At 68.8% G+C, this 22,889-nt stretch carries 21 protein-coding genes; 6 read left to right on the top strand and 15 right to left on the bottom strand.

Annotation, left to right across the window (positions count from 1 at the left end; genetic code table 11):
* Positions 1–216: 216 nt before the first annotated feature.
* The 8 genes from NMI01S_RS03680 to ftsH form a co-directional block, all read right to left on the bottom strand.
* Complete coding sequence (locus NMI01S_RS03680; protein ID WP_062994540.1) at positions 217–1,200, bottom strand: AurF N-oxygenase family protein; 984 nt, start codon at positions 1,198–1,200, stop codon at positions 217–219.
* 89 nt (positions 1,201–1,289) lie between these two features.
* Complete coding sequence (locus NMI01S_RS03685; RefSeq protein ID WP_218020904.1) at positions 1,290–2,408, bottom strand: DUF6779 domain-containing protein; 1,119 nt, start codon at positions 2,406–2,408, stop codon at positions 1,290–1,292.
* Positions 2,409–2,478: 70 nt separating this feature from the next.
* Positions 2,479–2,949, bottom strand: a complete 471-nt coding sequence (locus tag NMI01S_RS03690; RefSeq protein ID WP_062994781.1) for a DUF3180 domain-containing protein — start codon at positions 2,947–2,949, stop codon at positions 2,479–2,481.
* A gap of 22 nt (positions 2,950–2,971) precedes the next feature.
* Positions 2,972–3,508: a 2-amino-4-hydroxy-6-hydroxymethyldihydropteridine diphosphokinase gene (gene folK / locus NMI01S_RS03695; RefSeq protein WP_062994541.1), complete on the bottom strand. Its 537-nt coding sequence runs from the start codon at positions 3,506–3,508 to the stop codon at positions 2,972–2,974.
* Positions 3,505–3,894, bottom strand: coding sequence for a dihydroneopterin aldolase (folB, locus tag NMI01S_RS03700; protein WP_062994542.1), 390 nt, complete (start codon positions 3,892–3,894; stop codon positions 3,505–3,507). The genes folK and folB overlap by 4 nt, the downstream gene beginning before the upstream one ends.
* The gene (gene folP / locus NMI01S_RS03705) at positions 3,891–4,790 is read right to left on the bottom strand and encodes a dihydropteroate synthase (RefSeq protein WP_174554432.1); all 900 of its coding nucleotides are present in this window, start codon (positions 4,788–4,790) and stop codon (positions 3,891–3,893) included. Before folP ends, folB begins: the two co-directional genes overlap by 4 nt.
* A 10-nt stretch (positions 4,791–4,800) precedes the next feature.
* On the bottom strand, positions 4,801–5,472 hold the full coding sequence (folE, locus tag NMI01S_RS03710; RefSeq protein WP_062994544.1) for a GTP cyclohydrolase I FolE: 672 nt from the start codon (positions 5,470–5,472) through the stop codon (positions 4,801–4,803).
* A gap of 75 nt (positions 5,473–5,547) precedes the next feature.
* Complete coding sequence (gene ftsH, locus NMI01S_RS03715; protein WP_062994545.1) at positions 5,548–7,938, bottom strand: ATP-dependent zinc metalloprotease FtsH; 2,391 nt, start codon at positions 7,936–7,938, stop codon at positions 5,548–5,550.
* Positions 7,939–8,249: 311 nt separating this feature from the next.
* On the opposite strand from ftsH, the gene NMI01S_RS03720 reads away from it, so the two are divergent.
* Positions 8,250–9,173, top strand: a complete 924-nt coding sequence (locus NMI01S_RS03720; RefSeq protein ID WP_062994546.1) for a hypothetical protein — start codon at positions 8,250–8,252, stop codon at positions 9,171–9,173.
* A gap of 6 nt (positions 9,174–9,179) precedes the next feature.
* On the opposite strand, the gene NMI01S_RS03725 is transcribed toward NMI01S_RS03720, so the two are convergent.
* Positions 9,180–10,001, bottom strand: coding sequence for a DUF1266 domain-containing protein (locus NMI01S_RS03725; protein WP_245716688.1), 822 nt, complete (start codon positions 9,999–10,001; stop codon positions 9,180–9,182).
* Positions 10,002–10,185: 184 nt separating this feature from the next.
* On the opposite strand from NMI01S_RS03725, the gene NMI01S_RS03730 reads away from it, so the two are divergent.
* Positions 10,186–10,437: a DUF2277 domain-containing protein gene (locus NMI01S_RS03730; protein ID WP_062962132.1), complete on the top strand. Its 252-nt coding sequence runs from the start codon at positions 10,186–10,188 to the stop codon at positions 10,435–10,437.
* Between the two features lie 4 nt (positions 10,438–10,441).
* On the opposite strand, the gene NMI01S_RS03735 is transcribed toward NMI01S_RS03730, so the two are convergent.
* Entirely contained in the window at positions 10,442–11,863 is a 1,422-nt protein-coding gene (locus NMI01S_RS03735) for a PucR family transcriptional regulator (RefSeq protein ID WP_062994547.1), read from the bottom strand.
* Between the two features lie 390 nt (positions 11,864–12,253).
* Here NMI01S_RS03735 and NMI01S_RS03740 point away from each other — a divergent pair, with 390 nt between their 5' ends.
* From NMI01S_RS03740 to NMI01S_RS03750, 3 genes are all read left to right on the top strand, one after another.
* Entirely contained in the window at positions 12,254–13,837 is a 1,584-nt protein-coding gene (locus NMI01S_RS03740) for an aldehyde dehydrogenase family protein (protein ID WP_062994783.1), read from the top strand.
* The gene (locus tag NMI01S_RS03745) at positions 13,834–14,673 is read left to right on the top strand and encodes an SDR family oxidoreductase (RefSeq protein WP_062994548.1); all 840 of its coding nucleotides are present in this window, start codon (positions 13,834–13,836) and stop codon (positions 14,671–14,673) included. Before NMI01S_RS03740 ends, NMI01S_RS03745 begins: the two co-directional genes overlap by 4 nt.
* A gap of 482 nt (positions 14,674–15,155) precedes the next feature.
* Entirely contained in the window at positions 15,156–16,529 is a 1,374-nt protein-coding gene (locus NMI01S_RS03750; RefSeq protein ID WP_062994784.1) for an amidase, read from the top strand.
* Positions 16,530–16,561: 32 nt separating this feature from the next.
* Here NMI01S_RS03750 and NMI01S_RS03755 read toward each other — a convergent pair whose 3' ends face one another.
* The 5 genes from NMI01S_RS03755 to NMI01S_RS03775 form a co-directional block, all read right to left on the bottom strand.
* Positions 16,562–17,440, bottom strand: coding sequence for a LysR family transcriptional regulator (locus NMI01S_RS03755; protein WP_062994549.1), 879 nt, complete (start codon positions 17,438–17,440; stop codon positions 16,562–16,564).
* A gap of 376 nt (positions 17,441–17,816) precedes the next feature.
* A complete protein-coding gene (gene hpt / locus NMI01S_RS03760; RefSeq protein WP_062994550.1) occupies positions 17,817–18,371 on the bottom strand; it encodes a hypoxanthine phosphoribosyltransferase in 555 nt (184 codons plus the stop codon).
* Between the two features lie 24 nt (positions 18,372–18,395).
* Entirely contained in the window at positions 18,396–19,328 is a 933-nt protein-coding gene (tilS, locus tag NMI01S_RS03765; RefSeq protein WP_062994785.1) for a tRNA lysidine(34) synthetase TilS, read from the bottom strand.
* A gap of 173 nt (positions 19,329–19,501) precedes the next feature.
* Positions 19,502–20,638: a zinc-dependent metalloprotease gene (locus tag NMI01S_RS03770; RefSeq protein ID WP_084512255.1), complete on the bottom strand. Its 1,137-nt coding sequence runs from the start codon at positions 20,636–20,638 to the stop codon at positions 19,502–19,504.
* A gap of 14 nt (positions 20,639–20,652) precedes the next feature.
* Entirely contained in the window at positions 20,653–22,080 is a 1,428-nt protein-coding gene (locus NMI01S_RS03775; protein ID WP_084512258.1) for a D-alanyl-D-alanine carboxypeptidase/D-alanyl-D-alanine-endopeptidase, read from the bottom strand.
* Between the two features lie 268 nt (positions 22,081–22,348).
* Here NMI01S_RS03775 and ppa point away from each other — a divergent pair, with 268 nt between their 5' ends.
* Complete coding sequence (gene ppa / locus NMI01S_RS03780) at positions 22,349–22,840, top strand: inorganic diphosphatase (RefSeq protein WP_062994551.1); 492 nt, start codon at positions 22,349–22,351, stop codon at positions 22,838–22,840.
* The last annotated feature ends 49 nt before the right edge of the window (positions 22,841–22,889 follow it).

Consider the following 22,889-nt stretch of genomic DNA (forward strand, 5'->3'; position numbering starts at 1 on the left):
GCGATGAATCGGCCTCGTCGGGCCGCGAAAAATCGGAGGTCACCGTTGTCCTCTCGGAAGGCGTTCCAGTCCCGCATGGCGGGTACCGGACGTTACGAGTCGAGAATAGGTAGTGACCGGGGGCGCTGCCAGAGGACCCGCGCGTGATATTTCCCTCAGTACCTGTGGCAGTACCTTTGGCCTCCGCTTCGCTGCGGCGGGGGTCTCGGCCCCGCCCTACGCGGCCTTGCGGGCGGGTTCGCTGCGGTAGCGGGAGGTGGGGCCGTGGATGCCCAGGAGGCGCCAGGCGACCTTGGCCACGGGGTTCATCAGGCCGCTGGTGGTGGCCAGGGCCCGGACGTCGCCGAAGATGTTGCGCATGGTGACCTGGGATTCGGTGCTGCCCCAGTAGGCCTCGCGCATCACCTCCGCGGGGATGTCGAACTTCTCCACGAACTCCTTGGGCGGAGTCATGATCATGTCGAGCATGATCCGCATCGCGGTCGGGAAGAGCAGCGAGAGCACGAACTTCGTGGCCGGATTCATGCCGGGCACGTTGCGGCGCAGATATTCGTGCGCGAAGGAGATGTGGCGGGCCTCTTCGGCCACGTGGATCTGCATCACCCGCTGCACCATCGGATGCAGGTCGGTGCCGGCGCGCAGCAGCGACTTCTGCAGATGGTCGATGGGCTCCTCACCGCCGAGGATCATCGTGAAGAACAGTTCCGGAAAGTACTTCACAGCCGGCCAGATGATCATGGTGAGCTTGCGGTCGATGGTGCCCATGCCGACCACATCCTCGCCGATGCGGTTGATCATCTCCTGGAACATCATCGTGTGGTTGCACTCTTCGGCCGCCTCGTGCGTCACGTAGCGGAATTCGGGATCACCGTTGGGCACCGACACCAGGTACTGCATCAGGCCACGGATCAGCAGCTGTTCGAAATCCAGGCCGACCTTGGCGATGCCGGCCTGCCGCCACATACCCATCGCGATCTGGCGTTCCACCGGCTGCGCCTTGTACCAGGGGTGGCGGCCCAGCGGGTCCTCGTCCGGCATGACCCAGCGGGTGTCGGTCGGATCGACCGCGAATTCCGGTGAGTCCCAATCGATGTCGACGTAGGGATCGAAGTTCTTGTGCACCGACCCCTCGGACAGACCACGCAGGATCTCGTGATACTCGGGATCGGCCGACGTGTTCTTTACGGCAGTGGACAGCATCTTCGGTGTCTCCTTCGCGTACTCCTCCTGCGAAAGTTACCGATACTGCGCGTTACATGCAACCTGTTTCACGGCCGCCGGCGCGGGCATTACGAGGAGCTGTTCTGCTCCGATCGCAGATTCGCCATGATTTCCGCGACGGTGAGCTTGCGTCCCGGCTGATCCTCGCCGGAATCGGCGTGACGACGGCGGCGGGAACCGGCGGTACCCATGGTCGTCGCCGGTTGGGCGGGGGCCAGCCGCGGCACCGACGAACTCGGGCGCGAGTCGCCGGATTCGGCGGAGCCCGCCGCCGATTCGGAAGTTTCGTTCGCCGACGCGGTGCCGGATTTCACCGAGGTCGCCGCCGGGCCGACCTGCCCGTCGTCGGCCGTCCGGGCGGATGCGGGGCCGGGAGCCTCGACCTTCGGCGATGCGGCCTTCGACGCTTCTGCGTTCGAGGATCCGGCCTTCGGCGATCCGGACCCCGACGGATCCGGCTGCCCGGACTCCGCGGGCGCACCCCGGCGGTCGCCGTCGCCTTCGTCATCCGCCGATTCCCCCTCCTCATCCGACGCCTCCGCCGACACCACGGCAGTCTCGGCCGTCACCGGATCGTCGTACGGAGTGGCGAAGACCGGGGGTTCGGGATGGTCGGGGTCGAAGACCGGTGAGACCACGTGCAGCGGCACGGCCGGTGCACTCCACGCGTCCCAGGTGTCGGTTTCCTGCGAGCTACCGTTCGCCACGGTGGCGTGGGTGAGCGCCTGCACGCGCACAGCCTCGGCGCGCAGCGCCGGTCGGTCGACCAGTAGGTCGCCGTCGAACAGCCGCTGCAGGCTTTCGCGCAACACGGTCAGCTCACCCCGCAGCGCGGCCAGTTCGGCGGCGTCCGCGCCGATCTCCCGGCGCACCCGCGATTCGACGCCGAGTTCGTATTCGCGCCGGGCGGTGATCTCGCGTTCGAGCTGCAACTCGTAGACCTTCTGCAGGTCACGAGCCTTGGCCTGATCGATCGCCGCATCCCGGCGATAGCGGGTCGCCGCCAGCGCGGCCACCGCGGCGGCCCACAGAGCCGCGACCAAACCGACCCGGACCAACTGCACATTGTTGCTGAAAATCAGAAACACGCTGGCAATCAGACCGAGCAGAATTAATACGCCGACGACGATTTTTCCCGCGTTGTCCCGCTGTCGCGGGGAAGCACTGCTACGGGAGGGTGAAACCATGTCCGCAAGGGTAACTCGAATAGCGGATTTCGGCGCGCAGCTGGTCCGGAACTCGACTCAATCGTGTTAGCTATGAGGTAGCTGGTTCGTCTGGTGGCTCATGTGGCGCGCGGCAGCAATACTCCAGCCACAGCGCGGCGGCCACCAACACCACACCGGCGATCAAACCCACGATGGCGCCGGGGGTGTCCGAGGCGGCCGCGCGCATATCCGACCGCTGCGGCAGCACCCAGATCAGAAAGCCCAGCCACACGCCGGCCGCCAAGGACCCCACCTGCGCCGAGGCCTTCGCGAGCGCCACCGCGCGGGCCGCGGTGATCGGATGCAACTGTTTCGGACCGTCACCGATGCGGTGATCGCCGACGCGGGCGCGAATCACGAACGCCAGCACCGCTTCCACAGCGGCCACCGGATACAGCGAGGCGCCCGCGATCACAGTGATCGGCGGAAAGCTCGAATAGGCCCAGCGAGTCGCCACCCACGCCACCGCGGCGGCGATCAGGACGTTCGCGAGCAGATCCAGAATCTTGGTCGGCCTCATGACGTTCATGACCAGCCACCGATCATCGTTGCGCCGCGGACAGCGACAGGTCGGTGAGCCGGACGCCCTCGACGTCGGCCGGGTCGAGCTCGGCCAGCAGGTCCCGGATCGGACGGATCCGGCCGGCGACCTCCAGCGTCGCATCGGGTTCGACCTCGGCCCACGGCACCAGGACGAACGCGCGGTTGTGCGCCTGCGGATGCGGCAATGTCAGTTCCGGGTCCGCACTGGTCACCGGCCGCGGCCCCTCCGGGCGGAGCTCGGCGCACCAGATCACGTCGACATCCAAAGTCCGTGCGCCCCAGCGGATCTCGCGGACACGCCCGGACCGCTGCTCGAGCTGCTGTCCGCGTGCCAGCCAATCGCGCGGGCCCAGCTCCGAATCCTCCACCACCACAACGGCATTGAGGAAGTCTTCCTGCGGCACTCCGCCCCACGGCGCGGTCGAATACACCGGCGAGACCGCGACCAGCTGCGGTGACAGCGCCTCCACCACGCTGCGGAGATGGGCGAGCCGATCCCCCAGATTCGAGCCGATCGACAACACCGCACGGCTCATCCGGCCACCTCCGGGGTCGGTACGTCTCGCCGCCGGGTGGCCACCACGCGGACATCGGCGAAGGCGTGCGGAATCGGCGCCGAGGGCTTGTGCACCACCACCTCCGCGGCGACGACGCGCTCGTCGCGCATCACATCGTCGGCGATCTCGGCGGCGACGGTCTCGATCAGATTGCGCGGCGGACCGGAGACGATCGCGACCGCGCGTTGCGCCAGCTCACCGTAGTCGACGGTGGCCGACAGCTCATCGGTCGCGGCCGCCTTCGCGAAATCCAGCCAGAGTGTGATGTCGACCAGGAATTCCTGGCCGTCGCGGCGCTCGAAGTCGAAGCAGCCGTGGTGACCGTAGGCGCGCAGGCCGCGCAGCTCGATGCGATCGGTACTCACTCGCTCCCCTGATGGTGTGAACCGGATTCGGCGGCCCGCCGCTCTGTTGATTCGGCGGCCCGCCGCCAGGCATCCGCGACGGCGATGGCGTCGAGCGACGACCGCACATCGTGCACTCGCACGCCCCACGCGCCGTGCTGGGCGGCCAGGGCCGAGATGGTGGCGGTGGCGACCTCACGCCCGTCGGGCGGACGCGGTCCGGACTCGTCGGCCAGCAGCGAACCCAGGAAACGCTTGCGGGAGGCGCCGACCAGAATCGGCAACCCCTGGGCAGTCAGTTCCGGTAGTGCGCCCAGCAGGGCCCAGTTGTGCTCGGCGTTCTTGGCGAAGCCGAGGCCCGGGTCCAGGACGAGCCGGCTCGGATGCACGCCGGCCGCCATGGCCAGATCCACCTGCGCCGAGAGTTCGGCCAGCACTTCGCCCACGACATCGTCGTAATGGTCGGCCGGGCCGATGTGGCGATGGTCGGCATTCGCCCGCCAGTGCATCAGAATCCACGGAATCTCCGCGGCGGCAACGACTTTCACCATCTCGGCATCCGCGCGACCACCGGAGACATCGTTGACCACGCTCACTCCGACGTCGATCGCGGCGGCCGCGACACTCGCCCGCATGGTGTCCACGCTGGTCGGCACGCCGGCCTCCACCAGGCCGCGAATCACCGGGACCACCCGCTGGGCCTCGGTCTCGGGATCGATGCGAACGGCACCCGGGCGGGTGGATTCACCGCCCACATCGATGATGTCGGCGCCCGCCTCGTACAGCCGCACCCCGTGAGCGACCGCGACCGCCGGATCGAGATAGCGGCCACCGTCGGAGAAGGAGTCGCTGGTGACGTTCACCACGCCCATCACCACGCACGAGCGCCCGTCCCGAGGAGTGATCACTGCGCTCATGGGCGATCGCTCATTTGCGCAGGATCAGGTCGAGGGCCTCGGCGCGCGAGGAGGCGTTGGTCTGCAGCAGGCCCCGCACCGCGGAGGTGGTGGTGCTCGCGCCCGGCTTGCGGATACCGCGCATCGCCATGCACAGATGCTCGGCCTCGACCACCACGATGGCGCCGCGCGGATCCAGTTTCCGCATCACCGCGTCGGCGATCTGGCTGGTCAGTCGCTCCTGGACCTGCGGCCGCTTGGCGTACAGGTCCACCAGGCGGGCCAGTTTGGACAGACCGGTGACCCGCCCCTGCGGACCCGGGATGTACCCGACGTGCGCGACCCCGTGGAAGGACACCAGGTGGTGTTCGCAGGTCGAATACATCGGTATGTCACGCACGAGCACCAATTCCTGATGCCCTTCGTCGAAGGTGGTGTTCAGCACCGAATCCGGTTCCACGTACAGGCCCGCGAACATTTCGAGATAGGCGCGCGCGACCCGGGCCGGGGTATCGATCAGCCCGGGACGGTCGGGGTCTTCCCCGACCGCGACCAGCAGCTCCCGCACCGCGGCCTCGGCCCGCTTCTGATCGAAGGTCCGACCGGTACCCAGCGCGATCGGCGCCGGTGCCTCCGCAACCACGGCGGCACCCGCGCCCGACGCCGACTCGGACCCGGCGGGAGCGCTGTTGTTGGCCGACATACGAGGACACCTCCACAATCACGTAAATCAACGCGCCGACAGCGCGGTTCGACCGTCGAGCCTAATCGCAGCCGGTCAGCGGTGGCTGTTCGGTCCGTCCCAATCGCCGTGATCCTGGGTGCCGTTCTGCGTCGAACTCTCCTGATCTCCGGACCACTCGGGCCGGCGATGACCACCGCCGTAGCGCTGAGGCTCGCCATATCCCTGGGATCCGCCGCCGTAGCCGCCGCCGTACTCCGGCTGCTGCGACGAACCGCCCGCGGACGAATCCTCCTGCGGCGGCCAGCCCGGAGCCGACCAGCCGGCGGGAGCGCCGTAATCCGGCCGGGAGCCGTGCGTACCCTGCCGCGGCGGATATCCCGGGCCATTCGCGGGCCGCGGGTAGTTACCGGGCTGCGGGGCCGGATAGCCGTAGCCGGGGGTCGGAGCCGGGGCCGGGTTGCGATGGCCCTCCTGCGGATAGCCGTTGGCCGGCACCGGCTGTGGAGCGGGCTGGCTCGGCTTGCGGGTCTCGGCCTCCTCCGGCCACGGTTCGCCGCGTTCGGCGGCGAGTTCGCGCGGGGTCTTCACCGGCGGCCGGTCCGAGGGCACCCGTTCACCGAAATCGTTGAAGGCGGTGATGCGCGGCCGCTTGTCGACGGTGGCGAGCACCTGTTCGAGATCCTTGCGGTGCAGGGTCTCGCGTTCCAGCAGCGCACTGGCCAGCGCGTCGAGCTCGTCGCGATATTCGTTGAGGATCGCCCATGCCTCGGTGTGCGCGGCCTCGATGAGGTTGCGCACCTCCTCGTCGATCTCGCGGGCAACCTCGTGCGAGTAGTCCGAGCCGGTGCCCATCGTGCGGCCCAGGAACGGGTCGCCCTGTTCCTGCCCGTAGCGCACCGCGCCCAGCCGGGCACTCATGCCGTATTCGGTGACCATCGCACGCGCGATCTTGGTCGCCTGGTCGATATCGGACGAGGCGCCGGTGGTCGGCTCGTGGAAGACCAGCTCCTCGGCCGCGCGGCCACCCATCGCCATCACCAGGCGCGCGATCATCTCCGACCGGGTCATCAGGCCCTTGTCGTCCTCGGGCACGGTCATGGCGTGGCCGCCGGTACGACCGCGGGCCAGGATGGTGACCTTGTAGACGGGCTCGATATCGGGCATCGCCCACGCGGCCAGGGTGTGACCACCCTCGTGGTAGGCGGTGATCTTCTTCTCGTGTTCGCTGATGATCCGGCTCTTGCGACGCGGACCGCCGATCACCCGGTCGACCGATTCCTCCAGGGCCGGTCCCGTGATGACGTTGCCGTGCTCACGCGCGGTGAGCAGCGCCGCCTCGTTGATCACATTGGCCAGATCCGCACCCGACATGCCGACGGTGCGCTTGGCGAGGCCGTCCAGATCGGCATCGGGCGCGATCGGCTTGCCCTGCGAATGCACCCGCAGAATCGCGCGACGACCGGCGAGGTCCGGATTGCCGACCGGGATCTGGCGGTCGAAGCGGCCCGGGCGCAGCAGCGCCGGGTCCAGGATGTCGGGCCGGTTGGTGGCCGCGATGATGATGACGCCGGTGCGGTCGCCGAAACCGTCCATCTCGACCAGCAACTGGTTCAGCGTCTGCTCCCGCTCGTCGTGACCACCGCCGAGGCCGGCGCCGCGCTGGCGGCCGACCGCGTCGATCTCGTCGACGAAGATGATGCAGGGGCTGTTCTGCTTGGCCTGGTCGAACAGGTCGCGCACGCGCGAGGCGCCGACACCGACGAACATCTCGACGAAGTCGGAACCGGAGATGGTGAAGAACGGCACCCCGGCCTCGCCCGCGACCGCGCGGGCCAGCAGCGTCTTACCGGTTCCGGGCGGACCGTAGAGCAGCACGCCCTTGGGGATCTTGGCGCCCAGCGCCTGGTAGCGAGCCGGATTCTGCAGGAAGTCCTTGATCTCGTAGAGCTCTTCGACGGCCTCGTCGGCGCCGGCCACATCGGCGAATGTGGTCTTCGGCATATCCTTCGACAGCTGTTTGGCCTTGGATTTACCGAAGCCCATCATGCCGCCGCGGCCACCGCCCTGCATGCGGGCCATCACGAAGACGAACAGGCCCAGCAGAATCACCATCGGCAGCACGAACAGCAGTACCTGGGTGAACCAGGAGTCCTGTTTGACCGCGGTGTTGTACGGCGCGCCGGACTGCTGCACATCGCGCAGGATCTGCGCGGAGACCTCGCTGCCGCCGGGGTACTTGGCCATGATCTGGCTCTGCCCGCCGGTCGCGTCGTTGCCCTGTTTCAGGGTGATGCGCAGCTGCTGTTCTTTGTCATCGATCTGGACCTGCTTGACGTTCTGCTTGTCGGCAAGCTGGGTGAGCGCCACCGAGGTATCGACGTTCTTCCAGCCGCGCGTGTCGTTGCTGAAGTAGCTGACCAGATAGATCACGAGCAGGATGCCCGCGACTATGGCCAGGTTGCGAAACACTGTCTTGCGGTTCATAGAGCGTCGGCCGGCGGGCCAGTCCTTTCCGGTGTTTCCGGTGTATGCCTACTATGCGTCGGGCGGGGCCGTATCCATACCGGCACCGACCGGGTCGGGCAGAACGGATGCGGACAAGCCACGTTACCGCGTACGGTCTACTCGATACATCGCGCAGTTCGGCAGCTGATGCAGTTCAACAGGTAAACGGTCGGAGAACGCTGGTGGTTCCCGACCTATCGGGCGATCACCTCGCGGTGTCCGTCCAAGTGGTCCCAATCATGGCATGCACGACCTATTGTGAGCGACAACACAGGACGAACGCAGGGGGTATGGACATAGTCGAGCTACGGACACCCACAGCGATACTGCGCCACGGCGGCGGGCGACTCCAGGTTCTGCGGCCGGGCACCGATGGCGAGCGGGTGCTCGACGTTCCGGTGTCGGACCTGCTGAAGGTCCGGCTGAACCGGCGCGCCGACGACGCCGTCGTGATCGAGATCTACCTGCGTTATCCCAGTCCGGTCCTCACCGGCGTCCCGGCCGACCGCACCCCGCTCCCGGTGCTGATCGCCGAACACGACGTGCCGGCCGCGACCGTGATCGTGGAACGGATCAACTCCCAGATCGTGGCCACCCAGCGCATCGATATGTCGGCGCCCGATCTGGTGCCACCCGCCCCGGTCTGGGGTAAGACCGGCCCGACCCGCGCCGACGTGGACCGCGCGGTCCGGCGGATGGCGCCGCGGCGGGAGACCCGCTCGGCCGCCGGAGTACTGCACACGATGGTCACCCCCGACGAGTTCATGTTGGAGACGGCGATGGTCACCGCGGTCCCGCCGGCCGGACGCGGGCGCGGACTGCTGGCCGTCACCACCGCGCGGGTGCTGCTGCTCTCGATCGGTTCCACCCCGCGCTACGCACACGAGATGCCGGTCTCGGCGCTGATCTCGGCCGAGGTCGGCAAGGGTTCGGGCGACGAGCCGGGTGGCGATTACGGCATCGACCTCACCGACGGCAACACGACGCTGAGTTTTCTGGGGACCGACCGGGCCGATACCGATCGGATCGTCGGCGCGGTGAACTTCGCGATTCAGCGAGAATCCGCCGACGGCGCCGTGGCGCCGCCGGATCCGGGCGTGGCACAGCTGTATTCGGAGTGGGAACTGCTGGTCGAGCGGCATTCGCTGGCGATGGTGGACGATGCGCAGTTCCAGCGTTACGGCCGCGGGATCCTGCGCTCGCTCCCCGACTGAGGCGCGCTACTCCCCCTGAAGTGCGATGCGCCGCCACGGACTGGTCGGCCGCATCCATAGTCGGACCAGTTCGAGCCGGCGATCGGTGCCGCCGGACTTGAGCACGGCCATGTCCTCACAGGCCTGCCAGTAGGTCCAGCCGGTGAGATAGGCGTCGCCGAACTGCCGCCAGTTGCGGTAACGCTTCTGCGCCGGCGGCAGCGCGCGCATCACATAATCCCAGGCCGTATCGGCCTCGAGGTAGCCCGCGGTGAAGGCCATCCGCGCCACCGCCACCACCCGGGCCAGATCCCAGGCCTGGATGTCGGCGGGCAGCGGCTGCACCAGATGGCCGGTCAGATCGAGTTTGATCGCCTGGGACCAGATGTCGTAGTCGCGAACCAGCGCCTCCGGGTTGTCCATTCCCCGAAACGCCCCGACCTGCCGCAGAAAGGCGCGATGCCGATCGGCGCGCTCGCCGAAGCGGTCCCGTTCGGGCGAATGGAGGGCCGCGTTCACCAGCGGATGGACCAGCGCGTACAGCGGGGCGTGCATCCCGTCGAGCAGCTGTTCCATCGACGCCATCGCCTCGGTCCCGTCGGTGATACCCCAGGCCCCGGTCAGAGTGTCGATGGCCAGTTCGCGGCGGTCGCCGAGCGGATGTTCTCGTTCGGGTCCCAGCAGCAGGGCATCGTGGAAGGCGTCCCAGCGGGCGGAGTAGAACGCCCCCAGGGACAGCGCGCGCAGTTCGTCGTCGGAAACCTGAGCGCCGGACCAGTGGTCGTCCTCGCGCTCGTCCAGTTCCGGATAGGGGAATGTGGTCAGGGTCGGCATGTCGCGGGCAGCCATGGTTCCGATTGTGTCGCATCCGCCATCCGGGGGTTCGGTTATCTCCCGATGCCGTGTCGACTGTGACCCGGAAAGCCGGATTCCGGCGCTTCTGGACATACCGCCGCAGTCCGATACACACATTTTTCACATTTGCCGTTTCATCGGGCGCCGTAAGCCCCTGCCTAGGGCTACTCTCGGCGCCATGGGTAGCAACATCACCGTGCTGCGCGGGCTCGAACCCCGCGCCACCGAGCAGGAAATCTTCGCTGCCGCACAGGAATACGTGCGGAAGGTGGGTGGCCTGACCGGTCTGTCGTATGTCACGAAACCGGCGTTCGACAAGGCGGTGGCCGCGGTGGCCGCGGCGACGACGACGCTGCTGGCCGAACTGCCCGACCATCCGGTGACCGCGGCCGCGGAACCGCCGCTGCGCGCGACCGGCGACCGCGTCTGAGCGCTCACACCCCGTAGACCGCGACGCATTCCAGCGCCAGCTCGAGCCGCAGGCCGCATTCCTCGATGCGACGCCCGAGTGTTTCCTCGATGCGCTGAATGCGGTAGCGGACCGTGTTCTTGTGCACGCCCAGGCGCGCCGCCGCGCCCTCCGGGCTGCGGTGACAGCGCAGATAGGCGAGCAGCGTCTCGCGCAGCCGCGCCGAATTCGCATCCGGCGCGGCCAGCGGTCCGAGTTCCCGCCGGATCAGCGCGCGCATCGCCGCGACGTCCGCGCCGGCCAGATAGGCGGGTTCGACCCGCGCGTACGGCAGCACCCGGCCGAGATCGACGGCCGCCCGCTCGGCCACCTGCCTGGCCGCGATCGCATCGCGATGGCTCTGCCGGAACCCCGCCACACCCGTCGCGGACGACCCCAGCGTGAGGCGTATCGGCGCGGCGACGATATCGGCGGCGACCGCGGCGACCGCCTCGGCATCGGCCGCGAGCCACGCCCACAGCGCCGCCGATCCCGCCGGGACGGTGAGGACGCCGACCCCGCCGAGCGCGCCGGCCAGCCGCGTGGCCGTCCGCTCCAGCCGCCCGAGTTCGTCGCTGCCGGCCGCCAGCCGGTCGTCCGCGATGGGTGTGGCGGGGTCGCCCGCGGCGCCGTCGTTTCCGGCGATACCGTCGCCCAGCGGTCCGGTCCCGGTGTCCGGGCCTTCCCGCCGGCCGTCGCCCGGGCCGGGGAGGTCGAAACGGTTCCCGGCACCGGCGAACCCGTCCGCCGGGGTGGCCAGGAGCGTCCCGGCACCGCGCGCAGCGGAATCGGTCCACAGCACGATCGCGACCTGGCGTTGCGCGAGACGGAATCCCAGCCGCGCCGAGGCGTGGTCCGCGTCGACGTCCTCCCCCGACAGCAAGGTCCGCACGATCTCGGTGCGCTGGTTGAGCGCCGCGCGCAGGCCGCGCTCCCGCTCCTGCATATAGGTGTCGGTCAGCGCCTCGACGGAGGTGTTCACCCAGCGAGTGGAGCGTTCGAACAGCCGGATCAGCGCCGAGCGCTCGAACTGCTCGGGCAGCCGGCGCTCGTCGATCACCTCGGTCATGTAGTCGATCGCGGCCTCCTGGCCGGCGTGGTAGACGCGCAGCAACAGCCGCAGGTCGTAGCCGCGGCGGGCCAGCGTGCGAGCGAAGGCGTGCGCCTGTTCGGGGACCGCGTACTCCATCGCGTCCTGGGTCAGACCGCTGAGGACGGCCAGGGCGTGTGCCCGGGTGCTGGATTCCAGATCGCGGCGCAGATCGCGGTCGGCCAGCTCCTGCACGCGGCCGATGATCTGCGCGTCGAGCCGCGCCACCATCTGTTCGAGGGTCTCGCCGCGCAGTGTCTCGGCGACGAAATCGGCCATCCACTGCCGGACCGCCACATCGGACGGGGCTGTCGCCATCACCGATTCCCCTCGTTCACCCGATCTCGTTTCGCAGCACGCCGGCGGACGCTGAATTTTTGTGCTCCGGTGCCAAATTCCGGTCGATACCTTGACCGCAAAGACCAAGCAGCGCGCGAATCATTGTGACACGATCATAGATCAGTGAAGTGATTCACAATGTCAACCGTTCGCAGCGCAGCGCACGTGGGGAGAGACAGCATCGTGCCGAATACCGAACCGTCACCCGGCGAATCCACGGCCGGGAAATCGACCGGCGCCGGCAAGCCGGCCGCCCGTAAGACCGCGGGCCGGACCGCGGCCAAGAAGACGCCCGCGAAGGCGGCGAAGTCCGTCCCGGCCGCGAAGTCGAGCACACCGGCGGCGACGAAATCGGCCCCGGCGGCCACCGTGAAGAAGGACCCGGCACCCGCGCGGCAGGCCACGGCGGCGACCGCGGTGGTCACCGACATCGAGGTGCGTAACCCCGCGACCGGCGAGCTGGTGGGCACCGTCCCCGCCGAATCGGCCGACGCGGTCGCCGCCAAGGTGCGCGAATTGCGGCTGTACCAGCCCGAATGGGAGGCCATCGGGCCGGAGGGCCGCAAGGAGTGGCTGCTGAAACTGCAGGACTGGATCATCGATCACACCGACCATCTCGCCGATGTGCTGCAGTCCGAAACCGGCAAGGCCCGCGTCGACGCGCTGATCGATCCGAGCTTCTCGGTCGACCTCACCGGCTACTACGCCCGGCGCGCCGGCAAGTTCCTCTCCGACGAACATCCCTCCCCGCACAGCCCGCTGGCCCGGGTCAAGAAGCTGACCACCGCCTACCGGCCCTATCCCGTGGTCGGCGTGATCACGCCGTGGAACTTCCCGCTGGCGATGCCGGTGATCGACGTGATTCCGGCGCTGGCCGCCGGTGCGGCGGTCGTCCTCAAGCCGTCCGAGGTGACCCCGCTGTCCGCCCTGGAATTGGCGCGCGGCTGGGCCGAAATCGGTGCGCCGCCGGTGCTGGCCGTGGTGACCGGCGCCGGCGAGACGGGTGCGGCGGTCGTCGACAACGTCGACTACGTGCAGTTCACGGGGTCGACGAAGACCGGTAAGCGGATCGCCGCCGCCTGTGTGGAGCGGCTCATCCCCTACAGTCTGGAACTCGGCGGCAAGGATCCGGCGATCGTGCTGGCCGATGCCGATATCGACCGCGCCGCCTACGGCATCGCCTTCGGCGGCCTGTTCAACGCCGGGCAGGTGTGCATCTCGGTCGAGCGGGTGTATGTCGAGGCGCCGGTCTACGACACCTTCGTCGAGAAACTGGCCGCGCACGTGCGCGAACTGCGGCAGGGCGCCGACGGGCGGGAGCCGAAATACGATGTCGGCGCGCTGGCCAACGACGCGCAGAAAGCCATCGTCTCCGGCCACGTCGAGGATGCGATCGCCAAGGGCGCGCGAGCGGTGACCGGCGGCAAGGCCACCGGTGTGGGTACCTTCTACCAGCCGACCGTGCTGGCCGACGTCGATCACTCGATGAGCTGTATGACCGAGGAGACCTTCGGCCCGACCATCCCGGTGATGAAGGTCGCCGACGAGGCCGAAGCCGTTCGGCTGGCCAATGATTCGATCTACGGCCTGTCGGCGTCGGTCTGGACCGGCGACAAGGCTCGCGGGGAACGCGTTGCGCGCCAACTGAACGCGGGCGCGGTGAACATCAACGACGTCTTCGCCAACATGTTCAGTTTCGCACTGCCCATGGGCGGCTGGCAGCAGTCCGGTGTGGGCGCGCGCTGGGGCGGCGCCGACGGCGTGCGCAAGTACTGCCGCAAACAGGCCATCACCGTGCCGATCCTGCCCACGCAGGAAAAAGAACTCATGTGGTTCCCGTACAACACCACCAAACTCGGTTTCGCGCTGGCCGCGATGCGCGCCGCGGGTGCGCGCGGCATGCGCCGGCTGGGCATCAAGGACGTGCTCGACACGGTCGGAGGGAAGAAGTGACCGACTTCGGCAAGATCAACGGCAAGGTCGTCGTCATCACGGGCGGCGCCCGCGGTATCGGCCTGGCGACCGCGACCCGGCTGCAGCAACTCGGCGCGAAGATCGCCATCGGCGATGTGGACGAGACGGCCGTCAAACAGTCCGGCACCGACCACGATTTCGATCACTACGGCCGGGTGGACGTCACCGACCAGCAGTCGTTCAGCGGTTTCCTCGACGAGGTGGAACGGGCGCTGGGACCCGTCGATGTGCTGATCAACAACGCCGGCATCATGCCCACCGGCAAGGTGGTCGACGAACCGGATGCGTTGACCCGCCGCATCATCGATATCAATGTCTACGGCGTCATCCTGGGCTCGAAACTGGCGCTGGGCCGGATGTTGCCGCGGCGCAGCGGCCACATCATCAATATCGCCTCCCTCGCCGGTGAGACCCACATCCCCGGTCTGGCGACCTACAACGCGACCAAGCACGCGGTCCTGGGCTTCACCGACACGCTGCGGGAGGAGTATCGCGATACGGGCGTGTCGTTCTCCTCGGTGCTGCCGACGCTGACGAATACCGAACTGGGATCTGGTGTTTCGGCGCCGAAGCTGATGCGCCCGGCCGAGCCGGAGGAGATCGCCGAGGCCATCGCGAAACTCCTGGTGGCGCCGAAGTCGAAGGTCCGCGTAACCAAGGTGGCCGGCGCCATCTCGCAGGTGGTCGGACTGCTGCCGGAATCGCTGGGCGATGCGATCGGGCGTGCCCTGGGCGCCCAGCAGACCTTCCTCGGCGACGTCGATTCGGCGGCCCGCAAGGCCTACGAGGAACGGGTCCGCGGCGGAACCGAATAGCGCGGAGCGAGACGAACTGTCCGGCCGCGGTGTCCAGTGGGGCGCCGCGGCCACCGTGCATTCGGTATCGGCGCGGTGGTGGTTCGGCGGCACCATCCGCCACGCCCCGTGATCATCAACGGTGTGCGTCGCCGAAAGTGATAACTTGCGCGACAACATCGAAACAGCCCATATCGATCACAACGCGACGGGGGCTTTGACATATGCACGACGAGGGCACCGCACTAGCCGACGCGATATCGAACGCCGTCTCGCGCGCCACCCGGGAGGTAGCAGTGGACGCAGACGAAACCACCGGTTCGGGACCAGCTGATCCGGCCTCCGGCCCGGAATCCGAAACCGATATGCCGCAGCAGGATTCCCCCGCCGACGCCGAGGCGGGGTCCGCATCGGACAATCCGTCGCAACCGCCCGCGAAGACGCGGGCGGAAGGCACATCCACCGAGGCCGGGCAACCGGCGGGCGCGGAGCAGGCCCCTCCCATGGAGCAGCCGGCGGACGCCGAGGGCGTCCCGAACCCGGCGAAGTTGACGACCGCCATCGCGATCGCCGCCGCGGTGCGCGACGGTCTGGTCACGGCCGGGCAGGTCGTCGACGCCGCGCTGGATCGCATCGCCGGGGGCGATACGCGGGTGGGCGCCTTCCACACCGTCCGCGCGGAGCGGGCACGGGAAGAGAGCCGCGCCCTGGCCGACCGCGCCGACCTCGACATCCTCCCGCTGGCCGGCGTCCCCGTCGCGGTGAAGAACAACATCGATGTGGCCGGTGAGATCACCGACGCGGGTTCGCGCGCGGGCTCGGGCGTCCCCGCTGCCGCCGATCACCCGGTGGTGCGGCGGTTGCGGGCCGCGGGCGCGGTCGTGGTGGGCCTGACCGAGATGCCGGAGGGCGGGTTGTGGGGCACCTCCGACACGCCCGAGCGAATTGCTCGTTCCCCGTGGAATATTCGTCACAGCGCCGGTGGCTCCTCGGGTGGATCGGGTGCCGCGGTCGGCGCCGGACTCGTGCCGGTGGCCCACGGTAACGACGGACTCGGGTCCGTGCGCATACCCGCCGCGTGCTGCGGCGTAGTCGGCATCAAGCCGGGACGCGGCGTGGTCCCGGCCCAGGTCGGTGTCGACTCCTGGAGCGGCATGACCGAGAACGGGGTGCTCGCGACCACGGTCGCCGATGCGGCGCTCATGCTGTCGGTGCTGGCCGACCGGCCGGCCCTGGCCGATCTGGAACCGCCGACGCCGCTGCGCATCGCGATCGCACCCGGATCGCCGTCCCAGCTGGTCCGGGTGGACAAGCACTGGGCCGCGGCCGCGCAGACCGCCGCCCGGCTCGCCGACGAGGCCGGTCACGGCGTCGTGCCCGCCGCACTTCCGTATCAGGGCGCGACCACCGCGCTGGCGTGGCGCTGGCTGGCCAACGCGGCACGCGAGGCGGGTGCGGTCGCGAATCCGGAACTGCTGCAACGCCGTAGCCGCGTGCATATCGCGCTGGGCCGGGCGGTGCTGAGAACCGGCCTGGTCCGGCCGAATCAGGTCGACCGGATCGAGGCGCGGCTGCTCGACTTCTTCGAGCAGCACGATGTGGTGATCACCCCGACGCTGGCCACGCCCGCCCCCGCGGCGCGCAATTGGCACGCCCGGGGCTGGCTGGCCAATGTCGTTGCCAACGTTCGCTTCTCGCCGTTCACGCCGCTGTGGAATCTGGTCGGCTGGCCCGCGGTGAGCGTCCCGATGGGGCTGCACCCGCGCACCGGGACGCCGGTGGCCGCGCAGCTGGCCGGGCCGCCCGGCAGCGAATCGACGCTGCTACGCCTGGCCGCCCAGTTGGAGACGGCTCAGCCCTGGCAGCGCACCGCCTGAGCCCTACCGCTCGTCTTCGACGACCGCGTTTATCAGTCGTCTTCGACGACGGAAAATCCTCCGGCCACAACGCGATTGGCGAAATCGAGAATGGTCGGCCGGTCGTCGTCCGCGCGCCACACCATGGCGAGTTCACACGGCGCGAGGCCGGCGACCGGGCGGGCGGTGAGCCCGGGCCACCGGTACATCGGCACGTTGTTCTCGGCCAGCAGGCAGACACCGAGCCCGAGGCTGACGGCCTCGAGCCGTTCCTCGGCGGTGGCGGCCTCGCCGCCGATCTTGGCCTGCCGCCCGCCGCGGGCGTCACCGCCGAGCCAGAAGTCGCGTGCCGCACCGGCTTCGGCGGGCATCGCGATGAACGGCTCGTCGATCAGATCGGCGAATTCGATGGCCTCCTGGTCGGCCAGCCGGTGGTTCTCGGGGAGCAGCACCCACCTCGCCTCGGTGCGTAGCACCTGCCAGCGGTAGCGCCCGGAATCGGGCACCGGTAACCACATCAACGCCAGATCGGCCTGCCGGCCCGCGAGGCCGCTGGAGGGATCGGTCCAGGATGCCGAATGCAGGGCCAGGCGATGTCCGCTGGCGCTTTCCAGTTCGGCGATCAGACCGCGTCCGATCGAGCTCTGGATACCGACCCGCAACACCTCACCGGCTTCCTGGAGGGCCACGTTGGTGACCTCCCACAGCTCCAGGATGCGGCGGGCGCCCTCGAGCAGTTCTTTACCGGCGACGGTCAGCGCGACGCTGCGCTGGTTGCGATCGAACAGGACCACGTCGAGCTGACGCTCGAGCTGGCGGATCTGCCGCGAGAGGGTGGGTTGAGCGATGTGCAGCCGCTGCGCGGCATTGGTGAAGTGCAGTTCCTCAGCGACGGCGACGAAGTACCGCAGGTCGCGCAAATGCGGGTCCATAGCACCTTGCTATCAGAATCGGTCAGGGAAATCTAGCCGCTTTAGACCTTCGAGTCTGAATAGAGGGTCATAAACAGCCAAACGGTTTGTTACTGACAGCATAGGGCTCCGCCATAACTCCAGCACAATCGCCTCGGACAATTTCCAGCGAATGCGACAGCCGTCGCGAGAAGCCGATGAAACGACGTCACCGCAGGCGTCGACCTGCGGCGTTGTCATATCCAGCGCGGCGCGGAGAGTTCCGCCGCCGATACGGCCCGCCATCCCGGCCGATCAGCAACTTTCATCGATAGCGATTGCGCAGGGAACATCGTCAAACGGTGATTTTCGCCACACTCCGGCGGAATTCGGTCACCAATTCGGTCATGTGCCCAGTTCAGGCGCTGTAGACCCGCGGGTTCAGGGTGCCGATGTAGGGCAGATCGCGGTAACGCTCGGCGTAGTCCAATCCGTACCCGACGACGAATTCGTTCGGGATGTCGAATCCGACGTGCCCGACCTCGATGTGGGTGCGCAGCGCATCGGGCTTGCGCAGCAGCGTCACCACCTCCAGCGAGGCGGGGTTGCGGCTGGAGAGGTTGCGCATCAGCCACGACAGGGTGAGTCCGGAGTCGATGATGTCCTCGACGATCAGCACGTTGCGCCCGGCGATGTCCTTGTCCAGATCCTTCAGAATCCGGACCACGCCGGAGGAGGAGGTGGACGATCCGTAGGACGAGACGGCCATGAACTCCATCTGCGTCGGGATCGGCAGCGCCTGCGCCAGTTCGGTCATGAAGAAGATCGCACCCTTGAGCACTCCGACCAGCAGCAGATCACCCTCGGGCGCGTCCGGGGGATATCGCTTCGCGATGAGTTCGGCCAGCTCGTCGACCTTGGCTCGGATCTGCTCCTCGGTGATCAGCACCGACGCTATGTCGTCCCCGTACACGTGTGCTGGCTTCCCTTCGGGTCGTTATCGTGCGAACGCCAACGTCAGCCTGCCACGTTCGCGCCTGGCAACCAACCTGATCCCCGGCATTCCTCCGCCGACCGCGACGCCGCCCTGCCCGTGCCAATCGGTGATCAAGGACTCCACCGCACGTAAATGCTTGTCCGTCAAGGCCTTTGCGCCGCCATCGAGGAGCCAGGCCCGGATGACTCGCCGACGGATCGAGGGCGGAACCGTGGCGAGTGTCTCGACCGACAGCGACGAACCATCACGCGCGTCGATCAGCAATCGATCGGCAATCGCATCGAGCGCCTCGCCGTCCTCGCGCAGTTGCGCGGCCGTTCGAGCCAGCGCCGGTGCCACACCCCCGCCGAGGACCTCCTCCAGCAGCGGCAGCACCTCGGTCCGCAACCGAACACGGGTGAATTCGGGGGCGGCGTTGTGCGGGTCCTCGTGCGGCACCAGACCCAGATCCCGGCACATCTCCCGAGTAACCGCGCGCCGCACATCCAGCAGCGGCCGGCCCCAGGGCTGGTCGAATTCCGCCATCCCCCGAATCGAACGCGGGCCCGAGCCGCGCGCCAATCCGAGCAGCACGGTTTCCGCCTGGTCGTCGAGGGTGTGCCCGAACAACACCGGGAGTCCGTCTCGCGCCTCGTCCAGTGCCCGGTAGCGCGCCTCCCGGGCGGCGGCTTCCGGGCCACCCGCGCCGCTCACCCGCACCCGGCACACCCGCGCGGATCGACATCCCAGTCGCCGGGCCACGGCGGCGGCCTCGGCGGCGACCTCCGCGGACCCGTCCTGCAGCCCGTGATCCACGATGAGCGCATCGACCGCCACGGCCTCGGCCAGCGCCGCAGCCGTCAGTGCCAGCGAATCCGCCCCGCCCGAGAGCGCGACGGCAACCACCCCGCCCGGCGCGTAGCGCACGAGCCAATCCCGCACGGCGTGGCGCATGACCAAGACCGCTCGGGTCTCCGGTAGCCGGACCCGCTCCGCTGCCCGCGCCTCCTGTTCGCCCAGTCGGACCGGCTCGGACGCCGACGAGGACTCCGCATCGTCGGGCGATCGGATCTCCGCCGCCGGCACCGGATCCGTTCCCGGCGCCTCCGCGGGCAGATCCGCCGGGTTCACCCCAGGACTCGGTCGATCCATCGTTGCGGGGTGCTGATCTCGTCGGGCCGGGGCAGAGTGTCGGCATCGGTCCACACGGTGTTGAACCGCTGCATGCCGACCGTGCCGACGACCTCGTCGACGAACGCCTTGCCGCGCACGTACTGCGCGACCTTCGCGTCGACCCCGAGCAGGGCGCGCAACAGACGTTGAATCGGATTGGCCGGGCGTCGGCGACGCTGATCGAAGGCCTCGCGGATCTGCGCGACGGTGGGGATCACGGCCGGGCCGACGGCGTCCATCACGTGGTCGGCGTGGCCCTCCAGCAGCGTCCCGAGCATCAGCAACCGGTCCAGCGCGTCGCGCTGCGGCGGCGGCTGGGTGGCGCGCAGCAGGCCGAGGATGCCGCGATCGGCGGGATCGTCGCTCACCCCGTTGTCGCGCCGGCGACGCATTTCCTCCAGCAGCCGGGTGAGTACCTCGTTCACCGATTCGTCGCCGACGGCGCCGAGGGTGTCGACGTTCTGCTTCATATAGTCGGCCAGCCACGGCGCGGAGGAGAACTGCACCCGGTGCGTCACCTCGTGCAGGCATACCCACAGCCGGAAATCGCTGGGCGAGACGCCCAGAGCGCGTTCCACGGCCATGATGTTGGGCGCGACCAGCAGCAAGGTGCCGTCCGGCCCGCTGAACGGATCGTATTGGCCGAGGATCGCGGTGGACAGGAAGGCCAGCATCGCCCCGGCCTGGACGCCGGCCGGTTTCCCGGCGAAGCGTCCGCGGTCGTCGTCGGCGGATCCGGTGAGTTCGGACATGGATTCGGCGGCCGCGCGGATCCAGCCGCGGCGATCGACGATCGTGGCCTGCGGGACGGGCTGGTCGTCGAGGAGCAGACTCACCTCGCGCACCGGCCCCTCGGCCCGCACGGACGCCTCGGACAGTTCCTCGACGACCTGTTCGGCGGAATACCGCGTGGTGCGCGGACCGGACGGCACGACGGCACTACCGGCCCGTGCGGCCAGCCGCCAATCGACCGAGCCGGCCAGCACCGAGCGTTTCGCGGACGCGTTCTTCGCCACGTCCGTGGCTTCGCTACCGGCGACCACGGCATCGTCGGCGGTACGGCCATCGGCGGGGTCACCGGATCCGGTCATCGCATTTCCATCCGTCAGGAGCATCCACAGTTGCGAAGCGTGGTGGCGACGGCGTCCAATGCCGGGCGGCTGGCCTCGGGGGGCCGGTCGTTCGACATCAGCGCGAAGGTCATGACGCGGCCGTCGCGATCCAACACATATCCAGCCAACGCACTCGACACCGACAGAGTTCCGGTCTTGGCCCGCACCCAGCCCGCTCCGGCGCGTTCGGGGCCGCCGTCGACGAACCGCACCGCCAGCGATCCGGTGCCACCGGCGACCGGCAGATAGTCCAGCAGCGGCGCCAGCGGGGAGGCGACCGCCGCGGCGTCGCCGGTGTTCACGACCGAGGGCGGAGTGGTGCCGCCCGGATCCGCACCGCCCGGCTGCGCGGACGCGGCCGATTCGGCGATGATCCGGTCGAGCAGTCGCGCCGGAACCCGGTCGTCGGTGGACAGTCCGCTGTTGTCGATCTGGGTGACGCCCGCGGTGTCGAAACCCGCCGCCTTCAACGCCGTCAGGGTGGCGGAGGCGGCACCGGCGAACGACTGCTCGCCGCCGGTCGCCGCCGCGATCTCCCGGCCGATCGTCTCGGCGAGCACGTCGTCGGAGTGAATCATCATGTCCCGCAAGCGGTCCCGTAGTTCCGCGGAATCCACGCGGGCCAATTCGGGGACGCCGGGCGCGGCCTTGCCCAGCCGCACCTTCGCCGGGTCGGCGCCCAGTTCCAGCGCCAGCCGGCGACCGGCGTCCAGGGCCGGTGTGGCCGAACGTGGCGAATATTCGACCAGCGGGTCGAGGCGACCGCCGTCGATCATCACCGGCTCGATCGGCGCCCACGAACCGCCCGCGATATCGGCCGGATCCCAGCCGGCCGGCGAAGTCGGACCCGAATACAGCGAGGTGTCGACCACGACCGTGTCGACCGGATGCCCGGCGGCACGGATCTGAGCCACCAGATCCGACAACTTCGGCCCGTTCGGGTAGTAGCCCTTGCCGTCGGCCTGCGCGGTCAGAGTCGGATCGCCGGCGCCGACCAGCACCACCTCACCGGGCGCCGAACCGGCCACCACCCGCGTGGTGAGCCGATGGTCCGGCGGCAAGACCAGCAGCGCCGCCGCCGCGGTCATGACCTTCAGGGTGGACGCCGGGATCATCGGCTTGTCCGGATCGGCGCTCCACAGCGTGGCGCGGGTGTCGGGATCGGAGATCGATCCGGCGAAATTGCCCAGATCCGGACTGGTCGCCACCTGGGCCAAGGCAGTGGCCAGACCCTGGCGGCTGGGTTCGGGCGCGCTCGCCGAGGCGGGATTCAGCTGGGGAAAGGGCTTCACGGGGGCCGGGGGTGCGGCTATCGTCAGACCCCCGTGCCGGAACTCCTCGGTCCACGGCCGCACCGTCACCAGGGCCACCGCGGCCACGACGACGGCGACAACGGTCGCGACCAGCACCGCGACCCACATATTGCGGCGTCGGCGAGCGGCCAGCCCACCGATGTTCTTCCTACCTCGACCTACCACGTGACAGTTGTCTCCCTATTCACCCGTGTGAGGCGGACGCTCCCTGCCGCACCCATGCGCGCATCGACCACACTATCCTCACCTCGCCGGCGTTCCACCGAACGAGCTGGCGAGTCGGCAGCCCACCGAACCGGTCGGCGAGTCGGCCGCGGCACACGCCGGCGAGCAGCCGTACCGCATCAACGCATACGCATCGGACGAAGGAGATGACGTGGAGTTCGACGTCACCATCGAGATCCCCAAGGGGCAGCGCAACAAGTACGAGGTCGACCACGAGACGGGTCGGGTGCGGCTGGACCGCTACCTCTACACCCCGATGGTCTATCCGGCCGACTACGGCTACATCGAGAACACTCTCGGCTCCGACGGCGATCCGCTGGACTGCCTGGTGCTGCTGCCCGAGTCGGTGTTCCCCGGCGTGATCGTCGAGGCCCGCCCGGTCGGCGTGCTGCTGATGAGCGACGAGGCCGGAGGCGACGAGAAGGTCGTCGCGGTGCCGGCCGGTGACAAGCGCTGGGATCACATCCAGGACGTGAACGACATCCCGGAATTCGAGCGCAAGGCCATCGAGCACTTCTTCGAGCACTACAAGGACCTCGAGCCCGGCAAGTGGGTCAAGGTCGACGGCTGGGACGGCCGGGCCAAGGCCGAGACGCTCACCACCGAGGCGATCGAGCGGCTGCAGGAGCAGGGCGGGCACTGAGTGCCGCAGGCGGCCCGCACCGCCGGGCCGCCGGGCATCCATACCGAGC

The organism is Nocardia mikamii NBRC 108933, from assembly GCF_001613505.1.
GTDB lineage: Bacteria > Actinomycetota > Actinomycetes > Mycobacteriales > Mycobacteriaceae > Nocardia > Nocardia mikamii.